28 protein-coding genes are annotated in these 26,015 nt (G+C 74.7%); 7 read left to right on the plus strand and 21 right to left on the minus strand.

The annotated features are described in order from the left end of the window. The first annotated feature begins 28 nt into the window (after positions 1-28). The 3 genes from ACIQI7_RS18895 (at position 29) to ACIQI7_RS18905 (ending at position 1,669) form a co-directional block, all read left to right on the plus strand. A complete protein-coding gene (locus ACIQI7_RS18895; RefSeq protein ID WP_401111709.1) occupies positions 29-577 on the plus strand; it encodes an RNA 2'-phosphotransferase in 549 nt (182 codons plus the stop codon). 195 nt (positions 578-772) lie between these two features. After that, entirely contained in the window at positions 773-1,156 is a 384-nt protein-coding gene (locus tag ACIQI7_RS18900) for a DUF3099 domain-containing protein (protein ID WP_401111132.1), read from the plus strand. A gap of 264 nt (positions 1,157-1,420) precedes the next feature. Next, positions 1,421-1,669 carry a hypothetical protein gene (locus tag ACIQI7_RS18905; protein ID WP_401111135.1) on the plus strand — a complete coding sequence of 83 codons (249 nt, stop codon included), beginning with the start codon at positions 1,421-1,423 and terminating at the stop codon, positions 1,667-1,669. 75 nt (positions 1,670-1,744) lie between these two features. Here the strand turns inward: ACIQI7_RS18905 and moaA are convergent, their stop codons facing one another. The 4 genes from moaA to ACIQI7_RS18925 all read right to left on the minus strand — a co-directional run bounded on the left by moaA (position 1,745) and on the right by ACIQI7_RS18925 (position 6,167). Next, complete coding sequence (gene moaA / locus ACIQI7_RS18910) at positions 1,745-2,734, minus strand: GTP 3',8-cyclase MoaA (RefSeq protein ID WP_401111711.1); 990 nt, start codon at positions 2,732-2,734, stop codon at positions 1,745-1,747. A gap of 76 nt (positions 2,735-2,810) precedes the next feature. Continuing rightward, positions 2,811-4,430, minus strand: a complete 1,620-nt coding sequence (locus ACIQI7_RS18915) for a cation acetate symporter (RefSeq protein ID WP_401111138.1) — start codon at positions 4,428-4,430, stop codon at positions 2,811-2,813. Next, on the minus strand, positions 4,427-4,783 hold the full coding sequence (locus tag ACIQI7_RS18920) for a DUF485 domain-containing protein (protein WP_387758492.1): 357 nt from the start codon (positions 4,781-4,783) through the stop codon (positions 4,427-4,429). The genes ACIQI7_RS18915 and ACIQI7_RS18920 overlap by 4 nt, the downstream gene beginning before the upstream one ends. A gap of 340 nt (positions 4,784-5,123) precedes the next feature. Further along, a complete protein-coding gene (locus tag ACIQI7_RS18925; RefSeq protein WP_401111142.1) occupies positions 5,124-6,167 on the minus strand; it encodes a zinc-dependent alcohol dehydrogenase family protein in 1,044 nt (347 codons plus the stop codon). Between the two features lie 125 nt (positions 6,168-6,292). Between ACIQI7_RS18925 and ACIQI7_RS18930 the strand changes: the two genes are divergently transcribed. Together ACIQI7_RS18930 and ACIQI7_RS18935 are read left to right on the plus strand one after the other, a co-directional pair. Continuing rightward, positions 6,293-7,288: a DEDDh family exonuclease gene (locus ACIQI7_RS18930; RefSeq protein ID WP_401111145.1), complete on the plus strand. Its 996-nt coding sequence runs from the start codon at positions 6,293-6,295 to the stop codon at positions 7,286-7,288. 31 nt (positions 7,289-7,319) lie between these two features. Continuing rightward, complete coding sequence (locus ACIQI7_RS18935; RefSeq protein WP_401111148.1) at positions 7,320-8,117, plus strand: SURF1 family protein; 798 nt, start codon at positions 7,320-7,322, stop codon at positions 8,115-8,117. 12 nt (positions 8,118-8,129) lie between these two features. Here ACIQI7_RS18935 and trxA read toward each other — a convergent pair whose 3' ends face one another. Together trxA and ACIQI7_RS18945 are read right to left on the minus strand one after the other, a co-directional pair. After that, positions 8,130-8,462: a thioredoxin gene (trxA, locus tag ACIQI7_RS18940; RefSeq protein ID WP_401111151.1), complete on the minus strand. Its 333-nt coding sequence runs from the start codon at positions 8,460-8,462 to the stop codon at positions 8,130-8,132. A 3-nt stretch (positions 8,463-8,465) separates the two neighbouring features. Then, positions 8,466-8,873, minus strand: a complete 408-nt coding sequence (locus ACIQI7_RS18945; protein ID WP_401111154.1) for a MerR family transcriptional regulator — start codon at positions 8,871-8,873, stop codon at positions 8,466-8,468. A 184-nt stretch (positions 8,874-9,057) separates the two neighbouring features. Between ACIQI7_RS18945 and ACIQI7_RS18950 the strand changes: the two genes are divergently transcribed. Then, positions 9,058-9,828: an SDR family oxidoreductase gene (locus ACIQI7_RS18950; protein ID WP_401111156.1), complete on the plus strand. Its 771-nt coding sequence runs from the start codon at positions 9,058-9,060 to the stop codon at positions 9,826-9,828. Positions 9,829-9,844: 16 nt separating this feature from the next. On the opposite strand, the gene ACIQI7_RS18955 is transcribed toward ACIQI7_RS18950, so the two are convergent. The 9 genes from ACIQI7_RS18955 to ACIQI7_RS18995 form a co-directional block, all read right to left on the minus strand. After that, positions 9,845-10,492 carry an alkaline shock response membrane anchor protein AmaP gene (locus tag ACIQI7_RS18955; RefSeq protein WP_401111159.1) on the minus strand — a complete coding sequence of 216 codons (648 nt, stop codon included), beginning with the start codon at positions 10,490-10,492 and terminating at the stop codon, positions 9,845-9,847. Next, positions 10,489-11,133 (minus strand): DUF6286 domain-containing protein, encoded by a 645-nt coding sequence (locus ACIQI7_RS18960; protein ID WP_401111161.1) that lies wholly within the window; start codon positions 11,131-11,133, stop codon positions 10,489-10,491. The genes ACIQI7_RS18955 and ACIQI7_RS18960 overlap by 4 nt, the downstream gene beginning before the upstream one ends. Beyond that, complete coding sequence (locus ACIQI7_RS18965; RefSeq protein WP_401111164.1) at positions 11,130-11,465, minus strand: hypothetical protein; 336 nt, start codon at positions 11,463-11,465, stop codon at positions 11,130-11,132. Before ACIQI7_RS18965 ends, ACIQI7_RS18960 begins: the two co-directional genes overlap by 4 nt. Positions 11,466-11,494: 29 nt before the next feature. Next, positions 11,495-11,686 carry a hypothetical protein gene (locus ACIQI7_RS18970; RefSeq protein ID WP_387758474.1) on the minus strand — a complete coding sequence of 64 codons (192 nt, stop codon included), beginning with the start codon at positions 11,684-11,686 and terminating at the stop codon, positions 11,495-11,497. Between the two features lie 57 nt (positions 11,687-11,743). After that, positions 11,744-12,226, minus strand: a complete 483-nt coding sequence (locus tag ACIQI7_RS18975; RefSeq protein WP_401111713.1) for an Asp23/Gls24 family envelope stress response protein — start codon at positions 12,224-12,226, stop codon at positions 11,744-11,746. A gap of 215 nt (positions 12,227-12,441) precedes the next feature. Then, positions 12,442-13,248 (minus strand): enoyl-CoA hydratase/isomerase family protein, encoded by an 807-nt coding sequence (locus tag ACIQI7_RS18980; RefSeq protein WP_401111166.1) that lies wholly within the window; start codon positions 13,246-13,248, stop codon positions 12,442-12,444. 308 nt (positions 13,249-13,556) lie between these two features. Then, the gene (locus tag ACIQI7_RS18985) at positions 13,557-13,790 is read right to left on the minus strand and encodes a helix-turn-helix domain-containing protein (protein ID WP_030059940.1); all 234 of its coding nucleotides are present in this window, start codon (positions 13,788-13,790) and stop codon (positions 13,557-13,559) included. Positions 13,791-14,117: 327 nt separating this feature from the next. After that, the gene (locus ACIQI7_RS18990) at positions 14,118-15,716 is read right to left on the minus strand and encodes an ABC-F family ATP-binding cassette domain-containing protein (protein ID WP_387758470.1); all 1,599 of its coding nucleotides are present in this window, start codon (positions 15,714-15,716) and stop codon (positions 14,118-14,120) included. A 255-nt stretch (positions 15,717-15,971) separates the two neighbouring features. Further along, positions 15,972-16,994 carry a hypothetical protein gene (locus tag ACIQI7_RS18995; RefSeq protein WP_401111170.1) on the minus strand — a complete coding sequence of 341 codons (1,023 nt, stop codon included), beginning with the start codon at positions 16,992-16,994 and terminating at the stop codon, positions 15,972-15,974. 373 nt (positions 16,995-17,367) lie between these two features. Here ACIQI7_RS18995 and ACIQI7_RS19000 point away from each other — a divergent pair, with 373 nt between their 5' ends. After that, complete coding sequence (locus ACIQI7_RS19000; protein WP_401111172.1) at positions 17,368-18,609, plus strand: glycoside hydrolase family 26 protein; 1,242 nt, start codon at positions 17,368-17,370, stop codon at positions 18,607-18,609. 4 nt (positions 18,610-18,613) lie between these two features. Here the strand turns inward: ACIQI7_RS19000 and ACIQI7_RS19005 are convergent, their stop codons facing one another. The 6 genes from ACIQI7_RS19005 to ACIQI7_RS19030 form a co-directional block, all read right to left on the minus strand. Then, positions 18,614-19,774 carry a GNAT family N-acetyltransferase gene (locus ACIQI7_RS19005; protein ID WP_401111174.1) on the minus strand — a complete coding sequence of 387 codons (1,161 nt, stop codon included), beginning with the start codon at positions 19,772-19,774 and terminating at the stop codon, positions 18,614-18,616. Further along, complete coding sequence (locus ACIQI7_RS19010; RefSeq protein WP_401111177.1) at positions 19,771-20,907, minus strand: Wzz/FepE/Etk N-terminal domain-containing protein; 1,137 nt, start codon at positions 20,905-20,907, stop codon at positions 19,771-19,773. Before ACIQI7_RS19010 ends, ACIQI7_RS19005 begins: the two co-directional genes overlap by 4 nt. A gap of 40 nt (positions 20,908-20,947) precedes the next feature. Beyond that, positions 20,948-22,063 carry a glycosyltransferase gene (locus ACIQI7_RS19015; protein ID WP_401111180.1) on the minus strand — a complete coding sequence of 372 codons (1,116 nt, stop codon included), beginning with the start codon at positions 22,061-22,063 and terminating at the stop codon, positions 20,948-20,950. Beyond that, positions 22,060-22,773, minus strand: coding sequence for a polysaccharide deacetylase family protein (locus tag ACIQI7_RS19020; protein WP_401111182.1), 714 nt, complete (start codon positions 22,771-22,773; stop codon positions 22,060-22,062). Before ACIQI7_RS19020 ends, ACIQI7_RS19015 begins: the two co-directional genes overlap by 4 nt. Positions 22,774-22,900: 127 nt before the next feature. Beyond that, positions 22,901-24,640: a murein biosynthesis integral membrane protein MurJ gene (murJ, locus tag ACIQI7_RS19025; protein WP_401111185.1), complete on the minus strand. Its 1,740-nt coding sequence runs from the start codon at positions 24,638-24,640 to the stop codon at positions 22,901-22,903. Further along, positions 24,637-26,010 (minus strand): O-antigen ligase family protein, encoded by a 1,374-nt coding sequence (locus ACIQI7_RS19030; protein ID WP_401111188.1) that lies wholly within the window; start codon positions 26,008-26,010, stop codon positions 24,637-24,639. The genes murJ and ACIQI7_RS19030 overlap by 4 nt, the downstream gene beginning before the upstream one ends. Positions 26,011-26,015: the final 5 nt, after the last annotated feature.

Below are 26,015 nucleotides of genomic sequence, written 5' to 3' on the forward strand. Positions count from 1 at the left end.
CACTGACCGACGGGGGACGAGGGACATGATGGACGAGAAGCGCCTGGTCAGGTCGAGCAAGATGCTGTCGCGCATCCTGCGGCACGAGCCCGGGCTGGTGGGGGTCTCCCTGGACGCGGCCGGCTGGGTCCGGGTCGACGAGCTGCTCGCCGCGCTCGCCGCCCGGGGCCGGCCGCTCACCCGGGCGGAGCTGGACCACGTCGTGGCGACCAACGACAAGCGCCGCTTCGGCTACTCGCCGGACGGTCTCTCGATCCGCGCCAACCAGGGCCACACGGTGGCGGTCGACCTCGGCCTGGCCGCCGCCGTGCCGCCGCCCGTGCTCTACCACGGCACCGCCGACCGGCACCTGGCGGCGATCTTCCACGAGGGCCTGCGCCCGATGGCCCGCCAGGACGTCCACCTCTCGGCGGACACCGAGACCGCGACCAGGGTCGGCGCCCGGCACGGCCGTCCGGTGGTGCTGACCGTGAACGCGGCGGCGATGACGGCGGCCGGCCACGAGTTCCGGCTCAGCGAGAACGGCGTCTGGCTCACCGACGCCGTACCCCCGCAGTACCTCTCCCGGCGCTCGTAACCCGCCGGGCCGCGCCGGCGCGCGGACCGTGCCGGCACCCGCCGCCCAGGGCCTGTCCGCTCCGCCGGACAGGCCCTTCGCGTACCCGACCGGGTGGGTCCGGCCCACCCGGTCTCGTCGCCGCCCGTGTCCGGGCGTACCGTGAGGAGGCCGCGCGGCCAGGCGCGGGGGTGCGTGACGAGGGCGGTAGGACACATGGGCAAGAGTGCCGACGGCGGGCAGGTCTTCCGGATCACCGGTGCGCGCAGCAGCCTCACCGAGGACGTCCGGGGGCGCCAGCGCCGCTACGTCATCTCGATGCTGGCCCGCACGGCGTGCGTGCTGCTCGCCGTGGTGCTGTGGGACGTCCAGCGGGTGCTGGCGTTCGCCGCGCTGGCGGGCGCCGTGCTGCTGCCGTACTTCGCGGTGCTGATAGCCAACGCGGGCCGGGAGCGGGCCCCGGGACTGCCGAGCACCTTCGACATCCCGCTCGACACCCCGCTGATGCTCGGCCCCGGTGGGACGGGTGGGGCGGGCGCGAAGGCCGGTGCGCAAGAGGCGAAGGCGGTTCCCACCGATCCTTCACAGGACGTGGACTGACCGTCCGTTTCGTGTCGTTTCACCCCCGTTCGGCTCGGCGAAAGCTCAGAAGAAGCTCAGATTAATCATGCAAGACCTCCCCATCCGAGGGTCTTGGCGTGACATACTGCGTACGCGCTCCGCATCCCCCGTCGGAGCGACGGACCGACGCCGGGCGGCTCCCCCCGTGGCTGCCCGGCGTCGCCATGTCCGGATCCGGTCGGCCCGCGCGGGCGTGACAGACTGGCGGTGCAGACGTACCCGCCAATCGTTGAGGACGGCCCGATGGACACCCCGCAGACGCCGATCTGCTCCGCCAAGGGCTGCCGGGCGGACGCCGGCTGGGTGCTGGTGTGGAACAACCCCAAGCTGCACACCCCGGACCGCCGCAAGACCTGGCTCGCCTGCGACGGGCACCGCGAGCACCTGTCCCAGTTCCTCGGGGTGCGCGGCTTCCTCAAGGAGGTCGTCGCCTTCGCCGACTGGGCCCCGGAGGCCGCCGAGGGCACCGGGGACTCCGAGAAGTCGGCCTGACCGCCGGGACGGGCGGCGGAGCCGCCGGGGGCACCGGCCTGACCGCCGGACGTCCCTGACCGCCGGGGCGCCGGCCTAGCCGCCGATCGCGGACATCGGCCGGTCGGGCTGGAGGAACTCCGGGTCGTCGATCCCGGCCCCGGCCTTCTTGCCCCACATCGCCGCCCGCCACAGCGTGGCCAGCTCGGCGTCGTCCGCGCCCGAGCGCAGCGCGGTGCGCAGGTCGGTCTCCCCGGTGGCGAACAGGCAGTTGCGCACCTGCCCGTCGGCGGTCAGCCGGGTGCGGTCGCAGGCCCGGCAGAACGGGCGGGTGACCGAGGCGATCACGCCCACCCGGCCCGGCCCGCCGTCCACCAGCCAGCGTTCGGCGGGCGCCGCGCCCCGGCGCGCGGACGGCTCGGGGGTGAGCTCGAAGCGGGCCCGCAGCAGCTCCAGGATCTCCGTCGCGGTGACCATCGACGAGCGGTCCCAGCCGTGCTGGGCGTCCAGCGGCATCTGCTCGATGAAGCGCAGCTCGTAGCCCCGCTCCAGGCACCAGGACAGCAGGTCGGCCGCCTCGTGGTCGTTGACCCCGCGCATCAGCACCGCGTTCAGCTTCACCGGCGCCAGCCCGGCGGCCTCGGCGGCGGCCAGCCCGTCCAGCACGTCCTGGTGGCGGTGGCGGCGGGTGAGGGTGTGGAACACCTCGGGGTCGAGGGTGTCCAGCGAGACGTTGACCCGGTCGAGCCCGGCCTCGCGCAGCGCGGTCGCGGTGCGGGCCAGCCCGATGCCGTTGGTGGTCAGCGAGAGCTCGGGGCGCGGCTCCAGCTCCGAGCAGGCGGCGACGACAGCGACCAGTCCGGGGCGCAGCAGCGGCTCGCCGCCGGTGAAGCGGACCTCGCGCACGCCCAGGTCGCGCACCGCGACGGTGACCAGCCGGACGATCTCCTCGTCGGTCAGCAGGTCAGGCTTGGCCAGCCACTGCAGGCCCTCCTCCGGCATGCAGTAGGTGCACCGCAGGTTGCACCGGTCCGTGAGGGAGACCCGCAGGTCAACGGCCTGTCGTCCGAAGGTGTCGAGCAGCACGTGCGTCCTTCCCCGAGATGCGACCGGCCCGGCCACCGTGACGGCGGGCCGGGCCAGCATAGTCATCGCGGGACGATCAGTGGGCGCCCAGTCCGGTCAGCGAGCGGACCTCCAGTTCAGCGTACTTCGCCGGGTCGGGTCGTTCCCTGGACAGCAGGGTGCCGATCCAGCCCGCCAGGAAGCCGATCGGGATGGAGACCAGCCCGGGGTTCTCCAGCGGGAACCAGTGGAAGTCGGAGTGCGGGAAGAGCGACTTGTCGCTTCCGGACAGCACCGGGGAGAACACCACCAGCACCACCGAGGAGACCAGGCCGGCGTAGACCGAGCTGACCGCGCCGGTGGTGGTGAAGCGCTTCCAGAACAGCGAGTAGAGCAGGGTCGGCAGGTTCGCCGAGGCGGCCACCGCGAAGGCCAGCGCGACCAGGGCGGCGGTGCTGAGCTTGCCCGCGTAGAGGCTGAGCACGATGGAGACCGCGCCGATCGCGACGGCGGCCCACTTCGCCGAGAGCACCTCCTCCCGCTCGCTCGCCCTGCCGCGCCGGATCACGTTGGCGTACAGGTCGTGGGCGAACGAGGCCGAGGAGGCCAGGGTGAGACCGGCGACCACGGCGAGGATGGTGGCGAAGGCGACCGCCGAGATCACCGCGAGCATGACCGCCCCGCCGGTGGTGCCGGCCCCGCCGCCGAGCTGCTCGGCGAGCAGCGGCGCCGCGGTGTTCCCGGACGGCGTCTTGCCCTCGACGGCCACCATGCCGCTGCGGCCGACCAGTGCCGCGGCGCCGAAGCCGAGGGCCAGGGTCATCAGGTAGAAGACGCCGATGATGCCGATCGCCCAGAGCACCGACTTCCGGGCCGCCTTGGCGGTGGGCACGGTGTAGAAGCGGACCAGGATGTGCGGCAGTCCGGCGGTGCCGAGCACCAGGGCGATCCCCAGGCTGATGAAGTCGAGCTTGGAGGTGTCGCTGGCGCCGTACTTCAGCCCGGGTTCGAGGAACGCCGCGCCCTTGCCGCTGGCGGAGGCGGCCGCGCCGAGCAGCTCCGAGGGGTTGAAGTGGTACTTGGCGAGCACCAGGACGGTCATCAGCGCGGCGCCGACGATCAGCAGCACCGCCTTGACGATCTGCACCCAGGTGGTGCCCTTCATGCCCCCTATCACCACATAGATGATCATCAGGGCGCCCACCGCGAGGATGGTCCAGCGCTTCGCGCCGTCCCCGGTGACCCCCAGCAGCAGGGCCACCAGCGCCCCGGCGCCGACCATCTGGGCGAGCAGGTAGAAGATCGACACCACGATGGTGGACACCCCGGCCGCGGTGCGCACCGGGCGCTGGCGCATCCGGAAGGCGAGCACGTCCGCCATGGTGAACCGGCCGGAGTTGCGCAGCGGTTCGGCGATCAGCAGCAGCGCGACCAGCCAGGCGACCAGGAAGCCGATCGAGTACAGGAAGCCGTCGTAGCCGTTGAGCGCGATCAACCCGGCGATGCCGAGGAAGGAGGCGGCGGACATGTAGTCGCCGGAGATGGCCAGGCCGTTCTGGAAGCCGGTGAAGCCGCGGCCGCCGGCGTAGAAGTCGGAGGCGCTCCGGTTCTGCCGCCCGGCCCGGACGGTGATGACCAGGGTGGCCAGGACGAAGACCCCGAACAGGGACATCGTCAGGCCGCGGTGCTCGGTGGCGGAGCTGGCGAGCAGGCTCATTCGGCGGACTCCCGGGGAGCGTGGACGACGGCGCCGTGCGCCTCGCGGATCGCCGCGGCGGACGGGTCGATCCGCCGGTCCGCGTAGCGGGCGTACCAGGCGGCGATGGCGAAGGTGGTCGCGAACTGCAGCAGCCCGAGCACCAGGGCCAGGTTGACGTGCCCGAGGACCTTGGTGCGCATCAGTCCCGGGGCGTAGCAGGAGAGCAGCACGTAGAGCAGGTACCAGAGCACGAAACCGATGGTCACCGGGAAGGCGAAGCTCCGGAACGAGCGCCGCAGCTTCCTGAACTCATCGCTGTCGTCGATGAGTTGGGCTTCCGTGGCGGCGGTGGTGAGCGGCGGCGAATCCACGCTGTCTCCTCACTCCTTCGGCGTATTAGTCACACGGGGGGAACGATCGAACGTGAGGGGCGTCACACGTCTGGTGCGCGCCGCGCAATGCTAGGAGCGTCCTGCCCGCCCCGGAAGGGGTTGATCGCGATCAGTCGACCGTTCGCCCCCTCGCACCATCCGATTGGCCGAAAAGCAGCCCATCTCGGCACCGCGCCGCGCACGATCCCGGGTCCCACCGCCACCGGGAGACGCCCCCAGGAAACGACACCGGGAAACGGCACCGGGAAACGCGACCGGCCCGTGCCGCGCCCCCGGGCGGGGGGGGGCGGCACGGGCCGGCGGCCGGGAGGCCGAGGCGTCAGAAGGCGATCCGCACCTTCAGGGCCGAGCGGTCGTCCATCGCGCGGTAGCCGTCCGGGACGCCGTCCAGGTCGACGGTGCGGTCGAAGACCAGGCCGGGCTCGATGGCGCCCGAGAGCACGTCCGGCAGCAGTTCGGGGATGTACGCGCGGGCCGGGGCGACGCCGCCGTTCAGCGAAACGTTTCGGCCGAACATCTGGCCGATGTCGACGCCCGCGCTGCCACCGTGCGGCACCCCGACGTAGCCCACCGCGCCGCCGTCCCGGGCGATCGAGATGGCCGTCCGCATCGACTCCTCGGTGCCGACCGCCTCCAGCACCGCGTGCGCGCCCTGACCGCCGGTCAGCTCCTTCACCGCCTCGACCGCGGCCTCGCCGCGCTCCGCCACCACGTCCGTGGCACCGAAGCGCACGGCCAGCTCGGTGCGGGCGGTGTGCCGGCCCAGCGCGATGATCCGGCCCGCGCCCAGCCGGTGCGCCGCCAGCACACCGCACAGGCCCACCGCGCCGTCGCCGACCACCGCGACCGTCGAGCCGGGCCGCACCCGCGCCGAGACCGCCGCGTGGTGCCCGGTCGACATCACGTCGGACAGCGCCAGCAGCCCGGGCAGCAGCTTCTCGTCGCCCGCCGCCTCCTTCGGCAGCTTCACCAGCGTCCCGTCCGCGAACGGCACCCGGACCGCCTCGCCCTGGCCGCCGTCCGAACCGACCTGCCCCCAGAACCCGCCGTGCGGGCAGGAGGTCTGGAGGTCCTCGAGACAGAAGTCACACGTGCCGTCGGACCAGACGAACGGCGCGACCACCAGGTCGCCCCTGGCGAAGCCGCGCACCTCGGCGCCGACCTCCTCGACCACGCCCAGGAACTCGTGCCCGATCCGCTGCCCGGCCACCCGCGGCGCCACCCCGCGGTAGGCCCACAGGTCGCTGCCGCAGATGCAGGCGTTCACCACCCGGAGCACCACGTCCGTCGGCTGCTGGATCACCGGGTCCGGGACTTCTTCGATCCGGATGTCGTTGGGGCCGTGAATCACGGTGGCACGCATGCGCTGTTCCTTAGCTGAACGATATCGACCAGGTGTACGACACCCCCGCCGACCACTCTATTCCGGGCGGTCGGTCGGAACATTCCGGCCGGAGCCACCCGTCCGGCCCCTTATCCTGTTGGACCATGCAACCGATCCAGCCCGAGACGTACGGAGCGCCGCGGACCGCACCGGTCCCCGCGCAGCGCTCCGCCGCACCCACCGGGGGCTTCGCGGTCGTCGACGTCGAGACCACCGGTCTCGGCCGCTCGGACCGCGTCATCTCGGCGGGCGTCTACCAGCTGGACCCGGACGGCGACGTCGTCGACCACTGGTACACCCTGGTCAACCCCGAGCGGGACCCGGGGCCGGTCTGGATCCACGGCCTCACCGCCGAACTGCTCGCCACCGCCCCGACCTTCCCGCAGATCGCCGACGAGTTCGCCACCCGCCTGGAGAACCGCGTCCTGGTCGCCCACAACGCGCTCTTCGACTGGAACATGATCTCCCGCGAGTTCTCCCGGGCCGGCCTGCGCGCCCCGGTCGAGCAGCGGCTGTGCACCATGGTCCTCTCCCGCGACCTGCGCCTGCCGCTGCCCAACGGCAAGCTGTCCTCGCTCGCCGCCCACTTCGGCGTCCAGCAGCGCCACGCCCACAACGCCCTGGACGACGCCCGGGTGCTCGCCGAGGCCTTCCGCCCCAGCCTCCACCTCGCCCGCGACGGCGGCGTGCCGCTGCCGCTGCAGAAGTGCGTCGCGGTCACCGACCTCGGCGAGGAGGAGCCCCCCGCGCCCGGCCGCAGCACCTGGACCGGCAACTCGTACCGCCAGGCCAGGAAGCGCCCGCCCTGCCCGTACCCCAACCCGGGGCGCTGGGAGGACGGCAAGCCGCTGGTCCAGGGCATGCGGGTGGCCATCACCGGCGACACCGCCACCGACCGCGAGGTCCTGGAGGACCGCGCGGTCGAGGCCGGCCTGCACATCGCGACCTCGGTGAGCCGCCTCACCAGCCTGCTGGTCACCAACGAGCCGGACAGCTGGAGCGGCAAGGCCCGCAAGGCCCGTGACGTCGGCACGCCCATCGTCCGCGAGGACGCCTTCCTCCAGCTGCTGCGCGAGGTCGCCCCGCACCCCGGTGCGTGAGCCGGTTGTGAGGTCGGCGTACCGTTCCCATGTGTACCGTTTTCTGCTGACCCGCCAGTGGCTGATCACCATGCTGGTCGCGCTGCTGCTGATCCCCGCGACGATCAAGCTGGGGTTCTGGCAGCTGCACCGCCACGAGGCCCGGGTGGCCCGGAACCAGCTGATCGGCCAGGCCCTCACGGCCGCGCCCGTCCCCTTCGACACCCTGTCCCCGACCCCCGGCTTCGCGGTCCCCAAGGACCTCACCTGGCGCGCGGCGACCGCCACCGGACAGTACGACCCGGCACACGAGTTCGTGGTCCGCAAGCGGACCGACTCCAACGGGACGATCGGCTACTTCGTCGTGACCCCCTTCCGGCTCGCCGACGGCAAGGGCACCGTCCTGGTCAACCGCGGCTGGGTCGCCTCCGGCAGCGGGGCCACCGAGTACCCGCCCGTCCCGGCCGCCCCGGCCGGCGAGGTCTCCCTCACCGGCCGGATGCGCGCCGAGGAGACGTACGGCGGCAGCGGCATCAAGGACCGCACCGGCCTGCCGGACCGCCAGTTCAACCTGATCAACACCGACGAGCAGGCCAGGCTGACCGGCGCCGCCCTCCTCGGCGGCTACCTCGAACTCACCGGCACCACCCCGGCCCCGGCCGACCAGCCCCAGCTGATCCCCGAGCCCAACCACTCCGACATCGGCCCGCACATGGCCTACGCCGTCCAGTGGTGGCTGTTCACCGCGATGATCCCGGTCGGCGTCTGGGTGCTCGCCCGCCGAGAGGCCAGGGACCGCGCCAAGCAGGCCGCCGAGGCCGAGGTGCCGCTCGACGCCGTGCCGGCGTAGCGCCGACAGGCCCTACAGCACGTCGTCCAGCTCCCGCAGCAAGCGGGCCTTCGCCCGCGCGCCCACCACCGACCGCACCGGCTGCCCGTCCCGGAACACCATCAGCGTCGGCATCGACAGCACCCCGTACGCCGCCTGCGTCCGCGGGTTGTGGTCCACGTCCAGGCTCACCACCCGCAGCCGGTGCACCTCCTCCCGGGCGATGTCCGCCAGCACCGGCGCCATCATCCGGCACGGCGGGCACCAGTCCGCCGTGAAGTCCACCAGCACCGGCCCCTCGGCCGCCAGCACCTCCGCGGCGAACGTGTCGTCCGTCACCGCCGGCACCCCTGCGATCCGCACCATCGTCTACTCCTTCGTCAGTTCACACCGTGGTGATCGCTCGGAGGCAGCGAGGTCGTCCCGCGCGCGGACCGCCCGCTCGAACTGCCCGGCCACCCGCGCCCGCGCCTCCCGCAGCCGCTCGATGCAGTCGTCCAGTTCGGCGAGCTTGCGCTCGTACACCTCCAGTGACGCCGGACACGAGTCCCCTTCCGGGTGGCCCGCCCGCAGGCACTCCACGAACGGCCTGGTCTCCTCCAGGCCGAACCCGACGTCCTGCAGCGTCCGGATCTCCCGCAGCAGCCGCAGGTCCCCCTCGTCGTACGCCCGGTACCCGTTGCCCGCCCGCCGGGCCGGCAGCAGTCCCAACTGCTCGTAGTACCGCAACGCCCGCGTGGTCGTCCCCGCCCGCTCCGCCAGCTCCCCGATCCGCATGCTGAACCCGCTCCTCCCGGCGCGCCTCCGCGCGCCGCCGGAACGACGGTAGACCTTGACACCCACGTCAATGCCAGCGGCCGGGGGAACACCGGCAGGCGTCCCCGGGTCCGCACGCCCGTCGGCCTCCGTCCGACGACCCCCTCCGCTACCCCCGCCCGCCGCCACCCTGCAGGATGTCCCCATGGATCTCGGACTGAAGGACAAGGCATACGTCGTCACCGGCGCCACCCGCGGCCTCGGCTTCGCCGCCGCCCGGGAGCTGGCCGCCGACGGCGCCCGGGTGCTGGTGAGCGGCCGGAGCAAGGAGGCCGTGGACGCGGCCGTCGCCGAACTGGACGCCCTGGCCGGCCCGGGCACCGCGCACGGCCTGGCGGCGGACAACTCCGACCCCGGCACCGCCGATCGGCTGGTCACGGCGGCGACCGAGCGGTTCGGCCGGCTCGACGGCGTCCTGATCAGCGTCGGCGGCCCCCAGGCCGGCCCGGTCGGAACCACCCCCGAGGACGCCTGGCGCGACGCCTTCGAGTCGGTGTTCCTCGGCGCCCTGCGCATCGCCCGCGCCGCCGCCGCGGCCCTCGGCGACGGCGGGGTGATCGGCTTCGTGCTCTCCAGCTCGGTCCGCCAGCCGATCCCCGGCCTGGGCATCTCCAACGGCCTGCGCCCGGGTCTCGCGATGGCCGCCAAGGCCCTCGCCGACGAGCTCGGCCCGCGCGGCATCCGGGTGGTCGGCCTGCTCCCGGCCCGGATCGACACCGACCGGGTCCGCGAGCTCGACGGCCTCGCGCCCGATCCGGACGCCGCCCGCGCCCAGGCCAGCGCCGGCATCCCGCTCGGCCGCTACGGCACCCCCGAGGAGTTCGGCAAGGTCGCCGCCTTCCTGCTCTCGCCGGCCGCCTCCTACCTGACCGGCCTCATGGTCCCGGTCGACGGCGGCGCCCTGCGCACCCTCTGACGCCCGGCCCGCCCCGCTACTCCACCCTGGGCCGCCTCCGCCCCCGCCGGCCCCGCCCGTGCCGCGCCTCGGCGGAGGCCGCCTGCAGGACCCGGATCCGCAGCTCGGCCGGCAGCTCCGCCAGCCGCAGGCTCCCGCACGCGTCCGCCCGGGGCCCGTCCTCGAAGTGCTCCACCAGCGCGGCCGGGTCCCCGCCCGGCCGCAACCGCACCGCCCCGCGCAACCGCGGGTGGCCCGGCGCCCGCACCAGCCGCACCCCGGCCCGCTCGACCTCCGGCAGCTCCACCGTCCCGTCCTCCATCGCCTCCTCCAACGCCCGCGCACCGACCCGCAGTCGGAGCCCGCTCGCCCCCGGCGTCGGCACCGCGATGCTCGACAGCCCGGTGCGCCTCAGCTGCGCCACCAGCCACCACGCCGTCCCGGCCACCAGTACGGCCAGCCCGCCGATCACCGTCGGCCACCACCAGGCCGACGCCACCCAGCGCCCCCGCGAGCGCCCGCTCACCACCGGCTGGTCGGGCGAGGTGAGCGGCCACCAGTGCGGCGGGTGCACGCCGAGCCGCCGGTACAGGTCGAGCCCGCCCGCCAGCACCAGCACCCCGGCCGCCAGCAGCACCGCCCCCACCACCCCGAGCAGCACCCGGTTGACGACCGTGCGCGTCACCCCGCCACTCCCTCGCCGCCGGCCGTCCCGGCACCCGTCGCGGCGCCCGGACCGGCCCCCTGGTCCGGCTCCTCCGCCACCACGACCGCGGCCCCCCGCGCCATCCGTACGTCCAGCCGCAGGGGCCGCCCCAACCCCACCCGCTCCAGCTCGTCCCGCAACTGCCGCTGCACCAGCGCCGGGTCCGCCACTCCCACCAGCGAGATCCGGACCCGCCGCCGCCCGACCCTGATCCGCAGGTGGTCGATCCCGTCCAGGCCCGCCGCCCGGTCCGCCAGGAGGTGTCCGACCCCGGCCCGGTCGACGGCCGCGGTCGTTCCCCCGTACGGCCGCAGCACCAGCCACCGCCGCAGCCCGGGCGTGACGGCCAGCCACAGCAGCCAGCCGCCGAGCAGGGCGGCCACACCGGCCCCCACCAGCACCGCCAGGTCGTCGAGGTGGCGCGTCGCCAGCTCGTCCGCGAGCTGCGCCCGCCATCGCCGCGCCGAGTGCCCGGCCCGCACCGCGACCACGTCGTACAGCAGCGCCCCCGCCACCACCAGCACCCCGGTCGCCACCAGCGCCGCCGCGGCCGTCCGCGGGGCCCGCAGCCGTCGCGCCCTCCCCCGCCGGCCCTCCGGCCCGGGCACCACCTCACTCACCGGGCGCTCCCCGTCACCAGCTTCTCGACCACGACGACCACCTCCGACACCCTCGCCCCGGTCAGCCCCGCCACCCGTTCGGCCGTCCGCGCCCGCACCGCGGCGGCCAGCGCCGCGATGTCGGAGGGGAACGGCAGTTCGAGCGCCACCCGGACCGTCACCGTGCTCCCCGGCACGGCCACCGAGACGTGCGGCGGCGCCCCCTTCGCCCGTCCGGCGGGCCAGGCCTCGGCCAGCACCTCCCGGGCGGCCCGGGCCGCGATCCGGGCGTACACCCGGTCGGCGACCCGGAGCCGCCCGCGACGCCCCGGTGCGGGGACCGAACCGGACACCGGGGCCGGAGCCGACGCGGAGCCCGCCATCAGCGGCGCCGGTCACGGCCGCGGAGCAGGTCCCCGAGCTCGCCCAGCTCGATGTCGCCCTCCAGCAGGCGTCCGATCACGAAGCCGACCAGCCCGAGCGCGGCCACCAGCAGGAAGGCCGCGAACCCGCCGAAGTACCCGGCGAAGCCGAGGGCCATGCCCACCACCAGGCCGACGATGGCCAGGTTCATCCGCTACTCCCTCGTCTCCCGCTACCCCGTCGGACCCGAACCCGCGCTCGGGACGCGCTACTTGAGCTTCGGCCGCTGCCCGGACGCGGCCACCGGCTCCTCTTCCTCCTCGAACTCCGGTTCGTCCGGGAGGTGGACGTCGTTGACCGCGATGTTGACCTCGACGACTTCCAGCCCGGTCATCCGTTCCACCGCGTTGATGATGTTCTCCCGCACCTGGCGGGCGAGTTCGGGGATGACCACGCCGTACTCGACCACCAGGGCGATGTCGATCGCGGTCTGCTTCTCGCCGACCTCGGCCTTGATGCCGCGCCCGACGCTGGGCTTGCCGCCGGGCACCCGGTCCCGCATCGCGCCGAAGGTCCGGGCCAGCCCGGAGCCGAGCGCGTGGATCCCGGCGACCTCGCGGGCGGCCATCCCGGCGATCTTCTCCACCACGCCGACGGCCAGCGCGGTGCGGCCGCGCTCCCCCACCGGCTTGGCGCCGCCGCCGACACCCGGCGAACCGGGGATCGGGGCGCCGCCGGGGTGCTTGTGCATGGTCGCGGGCGTCGGAGTGTCAGGCATGGGCGCTTCTCCCGTCGTACGGCTCCAGCTATATCGCAAACCTCCCCAACTCTGGCATTTCGCCACGTCTCCCGCCCGCCGGGCGCCGACGCAGGCACCCGTACGGGAGAACCCGGCCCCGCACACGGGAAAGGGCCCGGCCCCGGGGAGGTCTCCCCGGGGCCGGACCCCGCGTCGTGGCCGTGCGGTCAGTCGCCGATCCCGGCGAGCTCCCGGAGCCGGCGGGCCTGGGCCGCCCGTTCGGCCGAACGCTGCTCGTCGAAGGAGCGCCCGGCGGCCCCCTGCAGCAGGGCCTTGGTCTCGATCACCGCTCCGCGCGGAGCGGCCAGCAGGGCCGCCGCGAGGTCGCGGGCGGCGGAGTCCAGCTCCTCGCCCGGCACCGCCAGGTTGGCCAGCCCGATCGCGGCGGCCTCCTCCGCGCCCACCCAGCGGCCGGTCGCGCAGATCTCCAGCGCCCGCGCGTAGCCGACGAGTTCGGTGAGCGGCTTGGTGCCGGCCAGGTCCGGGACGAGGCCCAGCGAGGTCTCCTTCATCGCGAACCGGACGTCCTCGGCGACCACCCGCAGGTCGCAGCCGAGGGCCAGCTGGAAGCCCGCGCCGACGGCGTGGCCCTGGACCACCGCGATGGAGACCAGGTCCGGACGGCGCCACCAGGTGAAGGCCTCCTGGTACGAGGCGATGGCGTCGTCCAGCTCCTGGTCGGAGGAGGCGGCGAGCTGGAGGAAGGTGGGCTCGCCGGGGATGCCCTCGGGGGTGAACATGGCCCGGTCCAGCCCGGCGGAGAAGGAGACCCCCTCCGCGCGCAGCAGCACCACCCGGACGTTGCCGGGCAGCTCGCGGCCCGCGGCGGCGAGGGCGCGCCAGAGCGCGGGCGACTGGGCGTTGCGCCGCTTCGGCTGGCACAGGGTCACGACGGCGAGTTCGCCGTCGATCTCCAGGCGGACGCCGTCCCGCTCCCAGCTCGGGGCCTGCGGGTCGGTGGCGGGAGCGGTCATGGCGGGACCTCCGGTGGCGAGGGACTTGGCTACCGGAGAGTAACAAAACTCGACGCGCGAGGGCAGGGGCCCCGGACCGGAAAGATCGACGGGGCTCGCGGCGCTCGACGGCGGGCGCGGCCGAGGAGAAATGGAGAACGAAAGGAAAACGAACGGAGCCGAATCAACGGGGGACGGGCGACACCCCGGACATGACGATCGGCGGCCGGTCCACACGACCCGAGGGCGGACGCCGGGCCGAAGGCCAGCCGTCGTCTCCTCGGTCGGCGCCCTGCCGCCGCGTCATCGAGCCTATAGCCGACGAGCCGTCAGGAACCGGCCCCGGCGGTCGCCTTGTTCTTGCCCCGCGTGGCACCGCCGCGGCCCCGGAGGATCACTCCGGACTCGCTCAGCATCCGGTGCACGAAGCCGTACGAACGACCGGTCTCCTCCGCGAGAGCGCGAATGCTCGCCCCGGAGTCGTACTTCTTCTTGAGATCGGCCGCGAGCTTCTCACGCGCGGCACCGGTCACCCGGCTGCCCTTTTTCAGAGTCTCGGCCACCCGTGCCTCCTCGTAGCGTTGCTCGGTCAGATTCCCATGATCACCCATCCACCGCGTCCTGGCCACCCATTCGACAAGGTCGATGTCGGAAATGCGTGGTCCGTCGGTGGTGATCCGAGCGCATCGGGGCGCTCACCCAGCGTGCACGCCCCCGGGCGCATGGCGGCGTTCGCCGAGAAAGGGCTGATCAGCAGCGTCGGCCCGACCACGATCGAGTGGCGGGCCGACGGAAAGTCCTTAAACGGAATCCGGGTCTACTTCATTCCCGGACACGCCGAAAGGACTAGATATTCTCATCCGAAAAGCGGATCTCGCGTCTACTTCCGGTCAGGCCAGCGAGACCAGATCGGCGTACGACGGGTTCCAGAGGTCCTCCACGCCGTCCGGCAGCAGGATGATCCGCTCCGGGTCGAGCGCCTCGACCGCGCCCTCGTCGTGGGTGACCAGCACGACCGCGCCGGAGAACTCGCGCAGCGCGCCCAGGATCTCCTCGCGGCTGGCCGGGTCGAGGTTGTTGGTGGGCTCGTCGAGCAGCAGCACGTTGGCGGAGGAGACCACCAGGGTGGCCAGCGCCAGACGGGTCTTCTCACCGCCGGAGAGCACCCCGGCCGGCTTGTCGACGTCGTCGCCGGAGAACAGGAAGGAGCCGAGGATCTTGCGGATCTGCACCAGGTCGGTGTCCGGCGCGGCCGAGCGCATGTTCTCCAGCACGCTGCGGTCCGGGTCCAGGGTCTCGTGCTCCTGGGCGTAGTAGCCGATCTTCAGGCCGTGGCCCGGGATCACCTCGCCGGTGTCCGGTTGCTCCACCCCGGCCAGCATCCGCAGCAGGGTGGTCTTGCCGGCGCCGTTGAAGCCCAGCACGACGACGCGGGAGCCGCGGTCGATCGCCAAGTCGACGTCGGTGAAGATCTCCAGCGAGCCGTAGGACTTGGACAGGCCGCTGGCGGTCAGCGGGGTCTTGCCGCAGGGGGCCGGCTCCGGGAAGCGCAGCTTGGCGACCTTGTCGCTCTGGCGCACCTGCTCCAGGCCGGAGAGCAGCTTGTCGGCTCGGCGGGCCATGTTCTGCGCGGCCACCGTCTTGGTGGCCTTGGCGCGCATCTTGTCGGCCTGCGCGTTCAGGGTCGCGGCCTTCTTCTCGGCGTTGGCCCGCTCGCGCTTGCGGCGCTTCTCGTCGTCCTCGCGCTGCTGCTGGTACTGCTTCCAGCCCATGTTGTAGACGTCGATGCAGGAGCGGTTGGCGTCCAGGTAGAAGACCTTGTTGACGACCGTCTCGACCAGGTCGACGTCGTGCGAGATCACGATGAACCCGCCCTTGTACGTCTTCAGGAAGTCCCGCAGCCAGACGATCGAGTCCGCGTCCAGGTGGTTGGTGGGCTCGTCGAGCAGCAGCACGTCGGAGTCCGAGAAGAGGATCCGGGCCAGCTCGACGCGGCGGCGCTGACCACCGGAGAGGGTGTGCAGCGGCTGGTTGAGGATGCGGTCCGGCAGGCCCAGCGCGGCGGCGATGGTGGCGGCCTCCGCCTCGGCGGCGTACCCGCCCTTGGTGAGGAACTCGGTCTCCAGCCGGGCGTACTTCTTCATCGCGTTGTCGCGGGTGGCGCCCTTGCCGTTGGCCATCCGGTCCTCGTTCTCGCGCATCTTCTTCAGCACGGTGTCGAGGCCGCGGGCGGACAGGATGCGGTCCTTGGCGAGGACGTCCAGGTCACCGGTGCGCGGGTCCTGCGGGAGGTAGCCGACCTCGCCCGAACGGGTGACGGTACCGGCGGCCGGCAGGCCCTCGCCGGCCAGCACCTTGGTGAGCGTGGTCTTGCCGGCGCCGTTGCGGCCGACCAGACCGATCCGGTCGCCGGCGGCGACCTTGAAGCTCGCGGACTCGATCAGGATCCGGGCGCCGGCGCGCAGTTCGAGGGCGTTGGCGGAAATCATGGCTGGGGACTACTCCTGGGACGTGGGCGGGCGGCCGGGTGGGACGTACCCGGGGCCGGGTTGGCGTGAGGGGGGCTTCATCGGCGGTCGGCGCGGCCCTCGCGGCGCCGCCGCCCGCTATTGCCCGGAGAAGATAGCCATGGCGGCAAGTCTACCGGGCGCCGTGCCGACCCCGGGGAAGTACCGTCCCGGGGTATCCACCGGCCTCTCGCCCGCCGGTCCCCGCCGCGGGCCGGCGCCGGCGGGCCCGGCCCGCTACTGCGGCGCGGGCGGCTGGTCCCCCGCGGGGGCTCCGGTGGCCGCCGCGGCGTCCGGTGCGGCGGTGCCCGGGGCGGTGCCCGCGGCCGCCGGGTCGACCGGGGTCGGCTCCGCCGCGCAGCCGCCCTGCGGCCGGACCGCCGCGAACGGCGCGTCCACGCTGCCGCAGGCCGTCTCGGGCGCGGCCGCCTTGGTGTCGAAGACCCTGGGCGGGACGATCGGGCCGTCGGTGATCTCCACCCGGCTGCGGTCCAGCACCTTGACCGTGGCGGTCGGACCGGTGCTCGTCGCCCAACCGGTGCTGTCCAGCCGGTAGCCGGTGATGCCGCCGGAGACGGCCTGCCCGGCGCTGTTGGTGCAGGTGCGCGGGATGAGCACGGCGTAGTCGGTGTGGACGGCGCGCAGCGGGTCGTAGACGCAGCCGTTGGCCGGCTTGTCGTTGTAGCGCAGGTCGCCGTCGGCGTCGCGCAGGCCCATGGTGAGGTTCGGCGTCACCAGCGCCAGCCACGGCGAGCCGTCCCGCTGGACGGTGTGCAGCGCGCCCGCGGCCCGCTGCCTGGCGAGCTGCTTGCGCTGGGCGTCGGTCCGCTTGTCGGCGCCGGGCTCGCCGTCGCCGCGCAGCCAGTCCGACAGGCCGGGCACCGCGCGGTGCCAGCGCACCTCGTGGTCGCCGGGACGAACCGAGGTGACCATGCCGTCGTCCCAGACCACGATCGCGTTGTCGCCGGCCATCGCCAGGTGGAGCGCCTCGGCGCCCTCGCGGCGGTAGGACCAGGCCTGCTCGCCGGTCCCCTTGTGGAAGGCCTCCAGGCCGGGGCCCACCCGCAGGTCGAGGTCGGCCGAGCTGAGCGACTCGGACTTCACCGGGGTCGCGCCCGCGTCGCCCGGCCCCGCGACCCGGTCGCCGAACGGCACCGGCTTGTTCGCGTGCGCCGCCGCGCCGGCCGCAAGGACCAGCATCACCGCCGAGGCAGGCAGGATCGAGCGGGGGGTCAGTACACGCAGCGGCTTCCAGGACACGGCCGGAGCGTACCTGTCACCGGGCTCGCGAGTCAGCCCGGTTCCGTCGCCGGGACGCGCTGCCCGGCGTCCGCCCGGGCCCGCGCGCCCTCCCCGCACGTCCACCCGCCCACCTGCGCCGTCGGGGCCGCGGCGCGCCCCGGAGGGTGCGCCGGAGCGGGCCGGAGGGGCCCGACGGGACCGTTACAGAGCTGATACATGGCCGCCGGCGGTCGGCCGTTGCGTCAGACGGCGTTCGATTGGCGCCCACTTTGGGGTGACATCCGGGTTTTCGGTCCCCCTTTGGGCCTACTGTCGGCGAGCGGGGCGTCACGGTCCGTCCACGCCGAGACCGTGACGCCCCGCTCACACGACGTCCCGGAGGAGAGCACCCATGCGAATCGGCCGCCTGACGCTGGCCGCCGCCACCCTGCTGCTGATGGCCACGGCCAGCGTCCCGGCCGGGACGCCGTTCAGCCAGACCGAACGGCACGCCCTCTCCTCGGACGCCATCGAGCCGCGCGGCACGGCACCCCGCCCGGTGGTCCAGCGGCCGAGCCACGAACCGCCGTTCGGCGCCTTCGTCGGCTCCTGGGACGACTACATCCCGCAGATCGGCCGGTACGCCCAGTGGCTGGGCGACGCCAACATCCAGGTCGGCCACACCTACCTGGCGGGCAACGGCTGGAGCGACATCGAGGGCGAGCCGGCGGTGCTCGGCCTGTGGTCGCAGTGGCGGCAGGCCGATCCGTCCCGGCTGCTGGTGCTCGGGGTGCCGATGCTGGTGCCCAACGAGGCGGGCGTGTCGGACGACGAGGTCGAGACGCTGCTCGGCCAGGGGGCGCGCGGGGACTTCGACGGGCACTTCCTCAAGCTCGCGCGCCGACTGGTCACGATGGGCGGCGCGGACACCGTGCTCACCCTCGGCTGGGAGATGAACGGCACCACCTACACCCACCGCTGCAAGCCCGACCCGTCCGCCTGGAAGACGTACTGGCGGCGGATCGTCGGGGTGATGCGCTCGGTGCCGGGGCAGCGCTTCCGCTTCGACTTCGCCCCCAGCCGGGGCTTGGACGCCATCCCGTGGACCAAGTGCTACCCCGGCGACGACGTGGTCGACATCATCGGCATGGACAACTACGACCAGCCCGCCGGCGCCACCTTCGACGACTACGTGCACGAGCCGTACGGCCTCCAGGACCAGGTGGAGTTCGCCGCCAAGCGCGGCAAGCCGGTCTCGTACCCGGAGTGGGGGCTGTTCCGCAACGGCGACAACCCCGAGTTCGTGCAGCGGATGGTCGACTGGATCCGCACCCACGACACCGCCTACCAGACCGTCACCGACTACTGCCCGCACGGGTTCTTCCAGTGCGAACGCAATCCGCGCTCGACGGCGGCGTTCAAGCAGCTGATGTCCGGGTCGAAGGGGGCGCCGGCGCCGGCCGCGGGGCCGTCGGCGGCCGCGTCGGACGTTCCCGCGGTGGCGGGGCCGCCCAGCCCGCCGGAGTCGCACGCGGTACCGGCCGCACCGGCCGCACCGGGTGCCCCGCCGAGCGCGAAGGCCGGCCCGGCGGCCCGCCCGGCGAGGGGCAAGTCGACGGGCCGGCCGACGGGTGCGGCGCACGGCCGGCCCTGAGCGGTCAGCGGCGGCGGCGGGCCAGCAGCGCCTCCTTGAGCCGGGGGAAGCGGGTGCGCAGCCGGTGCGCCGCCGACTGCCGGGCCCGTACCGCCGCGGCCCGGACGGCGGCCGCCGGCGCCGCGCCCGCCGGGCCGAGCAGCAGCCGCTGGTTGGACAGCTGGTCCGGGCGCCAGCGCTGCTTGTACGGCTCCTGGCCGCGCAGCAGGCCGAGCACCGGGACGCCCGCGCCGACCGTCTCGTCCAGCGCCGCGCCGAACAGCAGTCCGGCGATGTCCAGCCGCTCGCGCAGCACCGGGTGCGCGCCGTACATGTAGAGCCCGCCGAAGGACGGGCAGAGCAGCAGCAGGTTCACCGCGACCAGTTGGCCGTCCAGGTGGAACTGGTGGACGGTGGCCCGGCCGGCGGCGACCAGCCCGGTGGTGGACTCGGTCAGGTGCCGGGCGAACCGCTCGGTGCGGTGCTCGGGCGTGACGCCGCGCGCCCGCCACTGCAGGAAGTGCAGCCGAAGCAGCCCGTCCACCGCCTGCGGCACCTCGGCCACCGGGGTCGTGCGGACCTTCACCCCCGCCTCGGCGATCTTGCGGAGCTTCACCCGGCTGCGCTGGGCGGTCTTGCCGGGCATCCGCTTGAGCAGCCGGTCCATCGGGACGGCCGGCAGGTACTGGCAGAGCGAGTCCTGGTAGCGGCGGCGGCTGCCGCGCCAGTGCCGGTAGACCCGGTGCACCGCCGCCTCCGGGTGCACCTCGCGCAGCTCCAGCCAGTGCCAGGGCCGGGTGAGCGGGAGCGCGGCGGCGAACTCGGCGGCGGCCCGGTCGGCGAACTCGTCGTCGAGCAGGACGTCGGTGTAGTCGACCAGCCCGCCGCCGAGGCCGGTCAGGCCGCCGAGCGGTCCGCCGCGGCGCACGAAGGCGCCCGCGCCGACCAGCCGGCCGGCCCGGCGGACCAGCACCACCAGGAGGCGGCCGGGGCGGCCGTAGTGGCGCCACCAGGAGCGCTGCCAGTCGGCGGCCTGGAAGAACGTGGCGGACCGGCAGCGGGCGGCCAGGTCGTCCCACTCCTCGGCGAGGACGTCCAGGGCGTCGTCCTCGGTCCGCAGCTCGGTGGTCCAGACCGGCGCCGTCAGCTGGGCGGGCAGGCTGCTTCCGCGGGTCTCGGTGCTCATCGGCCGCTCCCGGCCGCGGCCTTCTCCTGGACGGCGGGCGGCTCCTCGGCGGCGGGGGCAGGCTCGTCCGCGGCGGGGGCAGGCTCCTCGACCGGGGGCCGCTCGGCCGCCGCGGGCTCGGCGCCGGTGCGCCGGCCGGCCTTCCCGGCGGTCTTCTTCCCGGCCTTCTTGTCGGCCTTCCCGGCCTCGCTCTTCTGGCCCTCGCCCTTCGCGCCTTCCGCCTTCGCGTCCCCCGCCTTCGCGTCCCCCGCCTTCGCGTCCTCCGTCTTCGCGTCCTCGGCCGTCGCGTCCGCCGTCTTCGCGCGCTCCGTCTTCACGTCCGCGGCCTTCACGCCCTCGGTCGCGGCCGCCTCGGCCGCGGGCCCGGGCGTGCTCCCGGCCTCGGGCGCGGGGGGCGCGGAGTCGGGCCCGGCCCCGGCCACGGCGGTGGCCGGCTCCTCGCGGCGCGGGCGCGGCGTCGTCGGGACCGCCACCGGCGCGGCGGCGACGGGGGCCTCCGACGCCTTCGCGGCGCGCAGCGCCCGCAGCGTCCGCGGCGCCTCGGGGCTCCCGTCGGCGGCCTCCGGCGTCCCCGAGCCGCCCCGGCGGCGGGTCATCATCGCCAGCGAGCCCAGCAGCAGCCCCGCCGCACCGCCGACCGCCACGTCCAGCTTCCCGGAGGGCGTGGTCGGCCTGTCCGGCGCGGCGGCCGGGGACAGCGTCACCAGCCGGACGTTGGTGTCCCGGCTGCTGGTGTTGGCGAAGGAGACCAGCGAGCGGGCCACCGCGTCGGCGTTCCGGGCGGCCTCCTGGGGGCGCGGCCCGGTGCCGGTGATCTCGATCATCGGGGCGTCCGGAGAGGTCGTCCCGCGCACCAGGGACGCCAGCTCGGACCGGGTGCGGCCGGTTTCGGCGGCCGCCACGGCGAGGACCTGCGGCTGGCCGGCCAGTCGGCCGTACGCCTGGGCGAAGTTGGTCGCGATCGCCGCCTCCCCGGGGTTCTGCGCGACCACGAGGACGTAGGCGTTGGCGGCGTACGACGGGTGGGCGACGACGGCGTACCCGGCGCCGGCCGCGGCACCCAGCGGAACCGCGAGCACCACCGGCCACCAGCGGCGGACCAGGCGGCGGGCGCTTCGGCGCGGTGTGGTCATGGGGGTTGCTCCTTGGGTCTGGTACGGCGGTGGCGGGCGGTCAGACGCGGGCCAGCCGGTCGTAGAGGGCGCCCAGGTCGGAGGCGACCCGGGCGATGTCGTAGTGGCCGACGGCCGGGGGGTGCGGCAGCGGGTCGGCGGTGTGCCCGCTGAGCGGCCGCAGGTCGCGCAGGGCGGCGGCGTAGGCGGCGGGCTCGGAGGGGATGCGGCGGGCCTGCGGGGCGGCGCCGGGCGGCAGTTCGTCGAGCGCCGGGCAGGCGCTGTGCCGCACCGGAAGCCCGGCCGCGAGGCCCTCCAGGACGCCGAGGCCGAAGGTCTCCGCGTCGGAGGGGGCGGCCAGCACGTCCAGGGCGGCCAGCAGTTCGGGCACGTCGTCGCGCTCCCCGGTGAGCACCAGCCGGTCCCGGACGCCGAGTTCCTCGGCCCGGCGCTCCAGCGCGGCGCGCTCCGGACCCTCTCCGACCAGCACCAGCCGGGTGGCCGGGTCGAGGTCGGCGAGCGCCTCGACCAGCACCTCGAAACGCTTGCCGGGAACCAGCCGGCCCACCCCGCCGACCACCCAACTGCCGTACGGCAGGCCGAGTTCGGCCCGGATCCGGCGGCGGACGGCGGCCCGTTCGGCGGGCGGCAGGCTGTAGCGGGCGGTGTCGATGCCGTTCGGGATCAGCGCGATCCGGGCCGCCGGGACGCCCCAGGAGCGCAGCGTCTGGGCGACCTGGCGGGAGACCGCGACGGTGGTGCCGCCGAGCCGTTCGGCCGCCAGGTAGAGGCCCTTGACGCCCCGGGTGACCGGGCGGCCCTCGATCACCCCGGCGTGCAGCGAGTGCTCGGTGGAGACCACCGCGCGCACCCCGGCCAGCCGGGCGGCCAGTCGGCCGTACAGCTGCGCCCGGTAGAGGTGGGTGTGCACCAGGTCGTAGTGGCCGGCCCGGACCAGCCGGACCAGCCGGGGCAGCGCGCCGAAGTCCCGGTTGCCGCGCATGCCGAGGTGGTGGACGGTGACGCCGTCGGCCCGCAGCGCGGCGGCGACCGCGCCGGGGTTGGTCAGGGCGAGCACCTCGCACCGCTGGTGCGCCGGCAGGTGCCGCAGCAGCAGGTGGAGTTGGCGCTCGGCGCCGCCGGAGGCCAGGCCGGTGACGATGTGCAGCACCCTCATGGCCGGCTCCCCCGCCGGCCGTGGCGCAGCCCGGTGACCACGTCGCGCCACCGGTGCCGGCCCCTCTTGGCGCGCAGCCGCCAGGCGCCGTCGCGGTCGCCGACGTAGCAGCGGGGCAGGGCGAACCGGCCGGTGAGCGGGGAGTGCGCGATGGCGCAGGCGTGGTCGTACCCGGCGTCGCGCACGGCCAGGGCGGCGGGCAGGTCGACGGCGCCGTACGGGTAGCAGAAGCCGGTGACCGGGCCGCCGACGGCCTCCTCCAGCAGCCTCCGGCTCTCCCGGGCCTGGACGGCGAGGGCCTCGGCCGGCAGGCCGGGCAGCGCCTGGTGGCCGAGGCCGTGCGATCCGATCTCCCAGCCGGCGGCGGCGAGTTCGGTGACCTCCTGGACGGTGAGCAGCTTCTTGCGCGGGCCCTCGGCGTCCCAGTCGTTGTCCCGGCCGAGCAGGTCGGCGACCACGTACGCGGTGGCGGTGAAGCCGTACGCCTGGAGGATCGGCACCGCGTACCGGGCGAAGTCGGCGTAGCCGTCGTCGAAGGTGAGGCCGACCAGTCCGTCGTCCCGGCCGAGGGCCCGGGCCCGCATCAGCTCGCGGACCGAGACGCCGCGCCGGCCGCGCCGGTGCAGCCAGGCGATCTGTTCGGCGAACCGCTCGGGGCTGACGGTGAGCCGGTAGGGGTCCTCCTTCTCGACCGCCACCGAGTGGTACATCAGGATCCACGGCGAGGCGGAGCCGGGGACCGGCGGTCCACCGGCCGGGTGGTGGCTCCGGGACGGTCGTGCCCGGCGCGGCGGTGCGCTGCCGGCGCCCGCCCGAACCGACCGGACGGTTCCCGGTTCATCGTCCATCGGGACGCTTCCCTTCTTCGGCGACGGTTGGCGGGTTCCGGACGGGCCCCAGGGCCCGCGCGGCGGCGCGGACCGGGCCGCGCACCTCACGGGCGCCGAGCCCGGTGCCGAGGGCCGCGAAGGCCAGCGCCACGGTGAGGCCTCCGAGGAGGGTCGAGAGCAGGGGATCGGCGAGCGGTCCGGCGACGGCGGCGCCGAGCACGGTGGCCCCGGCGGCGGCGGCCACCAGCCGGCCGTGGCCGCCGAGCACCCGGCGCAGCCGCAGCGGGATGCCGCGCAGCACCAGGCCGTGCAGCAGCAGGGCGGCGGTGGCGGTGATGCCGGCCGCGTTGCCGGCGGCCAGCCCCAGGGCGCCGAAGCGGGGCGTGGCGAGCAGGCCGGTGGTGACGGTGACGCCGAGGCCGAGCACCATCGCGGCGGCCGGGTACCAGTCGAGCAGCCGGCGGCGGCCGTCCTCGGTGCCCGGGTCGTCGGCCCGGCGGACCACCGGGCGCAGCGAGAAGTACGGGCGGATCATCACGCCGATCAGGGCCTGGGCGGGCAGTCCGAAGCTGTACACCCGGATGACGTCGGCGGTGGCCGCGGTGTCGTGCGGGCCGAAGGCGCCGCGTTCGAAAAGCAGCGAGACCACCGAGGGGGCGCAGGCCATCAGGAAGGCGGTGCCGAGCAGGACGACGGCCGCCGCCTGGCCGAGGTCCTTCTCCACCCGGTCGCGGGCGGCGGTGAGGTCCCCGGCGGCGAGTGCCCGGGCGACCAGCGGAAAGGTGACGGTGCAGATCAGGATGCCCGCCGTCATGGCGAGTTGGGAGACCTTGGCGGCGTAGTTGAGGTGCGAGATGGTGCCGGGCGGCAGGGCCGAGCCGAGGAAGCGCTCGACGAAGACCTGGGACTGGCGGGTGAGCGTGAAGGCGGCCACCGGCAGCAGGGCGAGCGGCATCAGCACCAGGGTCCGGCGTGCGCGGCGGCCGCGGCCGGTGCCGGGCGGGCCCTGGCGCAGCCGGCGCAGGAACGGGCCGACCAGCAGGCCGGCCATCAGCAGGCTGCCGGCCGCGACGCCGAGGGCGGCGGAGCGCACGCCGAGGTAGGAGTGGAGGCAGAGCAGGACGGCGAGGATGCCGAGGTTGTAGGCGACGTAGATGCCGGCCGGGGCGGTGAAGCGGTGGTGGGCGCGCAGCGCGGCGGCGAGGTAGCCGGCCACCCCGAAGGGCAGCACGGTGACCGCGGTGATCCGGGTGCAGGTGACGGCCAGGCCGGGGTCGGGCAGGCCGGGGGCGAGCAGGGCGACCAGCTGCGGGGCGAGCAGGGCGGCGGCCAGGGCGAGGGCGCTGAGCGCGGTCAGCAGCCACGGCAGGGTGGCGCGGACCAGTTGGCGGACCGGGTCGGGGGCATCCGGGTCCTCCTCGCGCAGCACCAGGGCGAGGGCGAAGGCGGGCACCATGAGGAAGGACATGGCGTCCTCGATCAGCAGCGGTGCGGCGGTCTCGGGGACGGTCCAGGCGACCAGGAAGGCGTCGGTGCCCTGGTTGGCGCCGAAGTAGCGGGCCAGCAGGAGGTCGCGCAGCAGGCCGAGGCCGGAGCCGGCCGCGCTGAGCACGGCGGTGACGCCGAAGGCCTTGGCGAGGAAGCCGCGCCGGGGGGCCGGGAGGGGCTCGGCGGCGGGGGCCCCGCCGGGGGCGCCGCGGGGGGCCGGGAGGGAGGAGGCGACGGCGGTCGGCTGGTCGGTGGTCACCGGGCGGCCCCGGTGGTCGTTGGGCCGGTGGTCGCCGTGATGGTCGCCGGGCCGGTGGCGGGGGGCTCGGGGCGGTGGGCGGCCGCGCGGGCGGCGAGGCCGAGGACGACGGAGGTCAGCACGGTGGTGGTGCCGCCGATGTCGGCGTACAGGAAGTCCACCAGCACCCAGGTGAGCAGGGCGAGCGCGGCGAGCCCGGGGCCGTGGCGGTGGCGCAGGCAGCCGATCAGCAGGGTGAGGAAGAGCGCGGCGTAGGCGGTGATGCCGATCAGGCCCTGCTCGCTGAGCACCAGGAAGTACATGTTGTGCGGGGAGAGCAGCGGTTCGCGCTGGAAGCCGATGGTGGCGTCGGCGGCGTCGCTGCCGGAGGACAGCCGCAACGGGGCGTGGCTGTCGCGCAGTTGCTGGAAGGCCTTGGGTCCGGCGCCCCGCACGGGGTGGTCCTGCCAGATCCGGCCGGCGGTGGACCACAGGTCGTACCGGTCGGAGACGGACTGGTCGGGAGCGGCCGAGACGGAACCGATCGAGCCGAGCCGCTTGGTGACGCCGGAGCCGCCGAGGCCGAGGCCGCCGACCAGGACGACCGCGGCGGCCAGGCCGAGGACGGCGCCGCGCACCAGCAGCCGGGCGTCGGCGCGCAGCAGCAGCACGGTGGCGGCGAGGCCGGTGGCGATCCAGCTGCCGCGGCTGAAGGAGACGGCCAGCGGGAAGGCGAGGAAGGCGGCGGCGGCGAACATCGCGCGGCGCAGCCGGGCGTCGCCGCCCGGTCCGCGCTCGCCGAGGGCCAGCGCCAGGGCGGCGAGCAGCCCGAAGCTGACCACGCTGGACATCGCCATGATGTCGAGCGCGCCGAAGGTGCCGACGGCCCGGATCGGCTCGCCGGTGTAGGAGGCGCCGGTGTGGGTGAGGTACTGCTTCGCGCCGACCACGCCCTGGATCAGCGCGGCGAGCACGAAGGAGCCGAGGACCAGGCGCTGGTCGGTGCGGTCGCGCAGCGAGCAGAGGACGGCGGCGGGGACCAGGACGAACACCTGGGTGAGCCGGACGAAGCCGGTGACGGCGGCCGCCGGGTCGATCGAGCCGATGGTGGCGACGGCGGCGGCGACGACGATCCCGCCGAACAGCGCGCAGGTGGTGCGGTCGACCGCGGGCAGCCGCCCGCGCAGCAGGTTGAGCGCGGTGAGGGCGACCAGGGCCAGCGAGGCGAGGTCGGCGGCGGTGACGTGGACGGCGGCGGCGACGTCCTTCTCCCCGGTGGGCACGCAGACCAGCAGGACGGTGGCGGCGGCCAGCGGGCTGGTGCGCTCCGCGAGCGCGGGCAGGGCCCTGCGTAACGCCGGGCGGGGGAAGGCGGGGAGGGTCAGGGCCACGCGGG

It is taken from the genome of Kitasatospora sp. NPDC092039, from assembly GCF_044756065.1.
Classification (GTDB): domain Bacteria; phylum Actinomycetota; class Actinomycetes; order Streptomycetales; family Streptomycetaceae; genus Kitasatospora.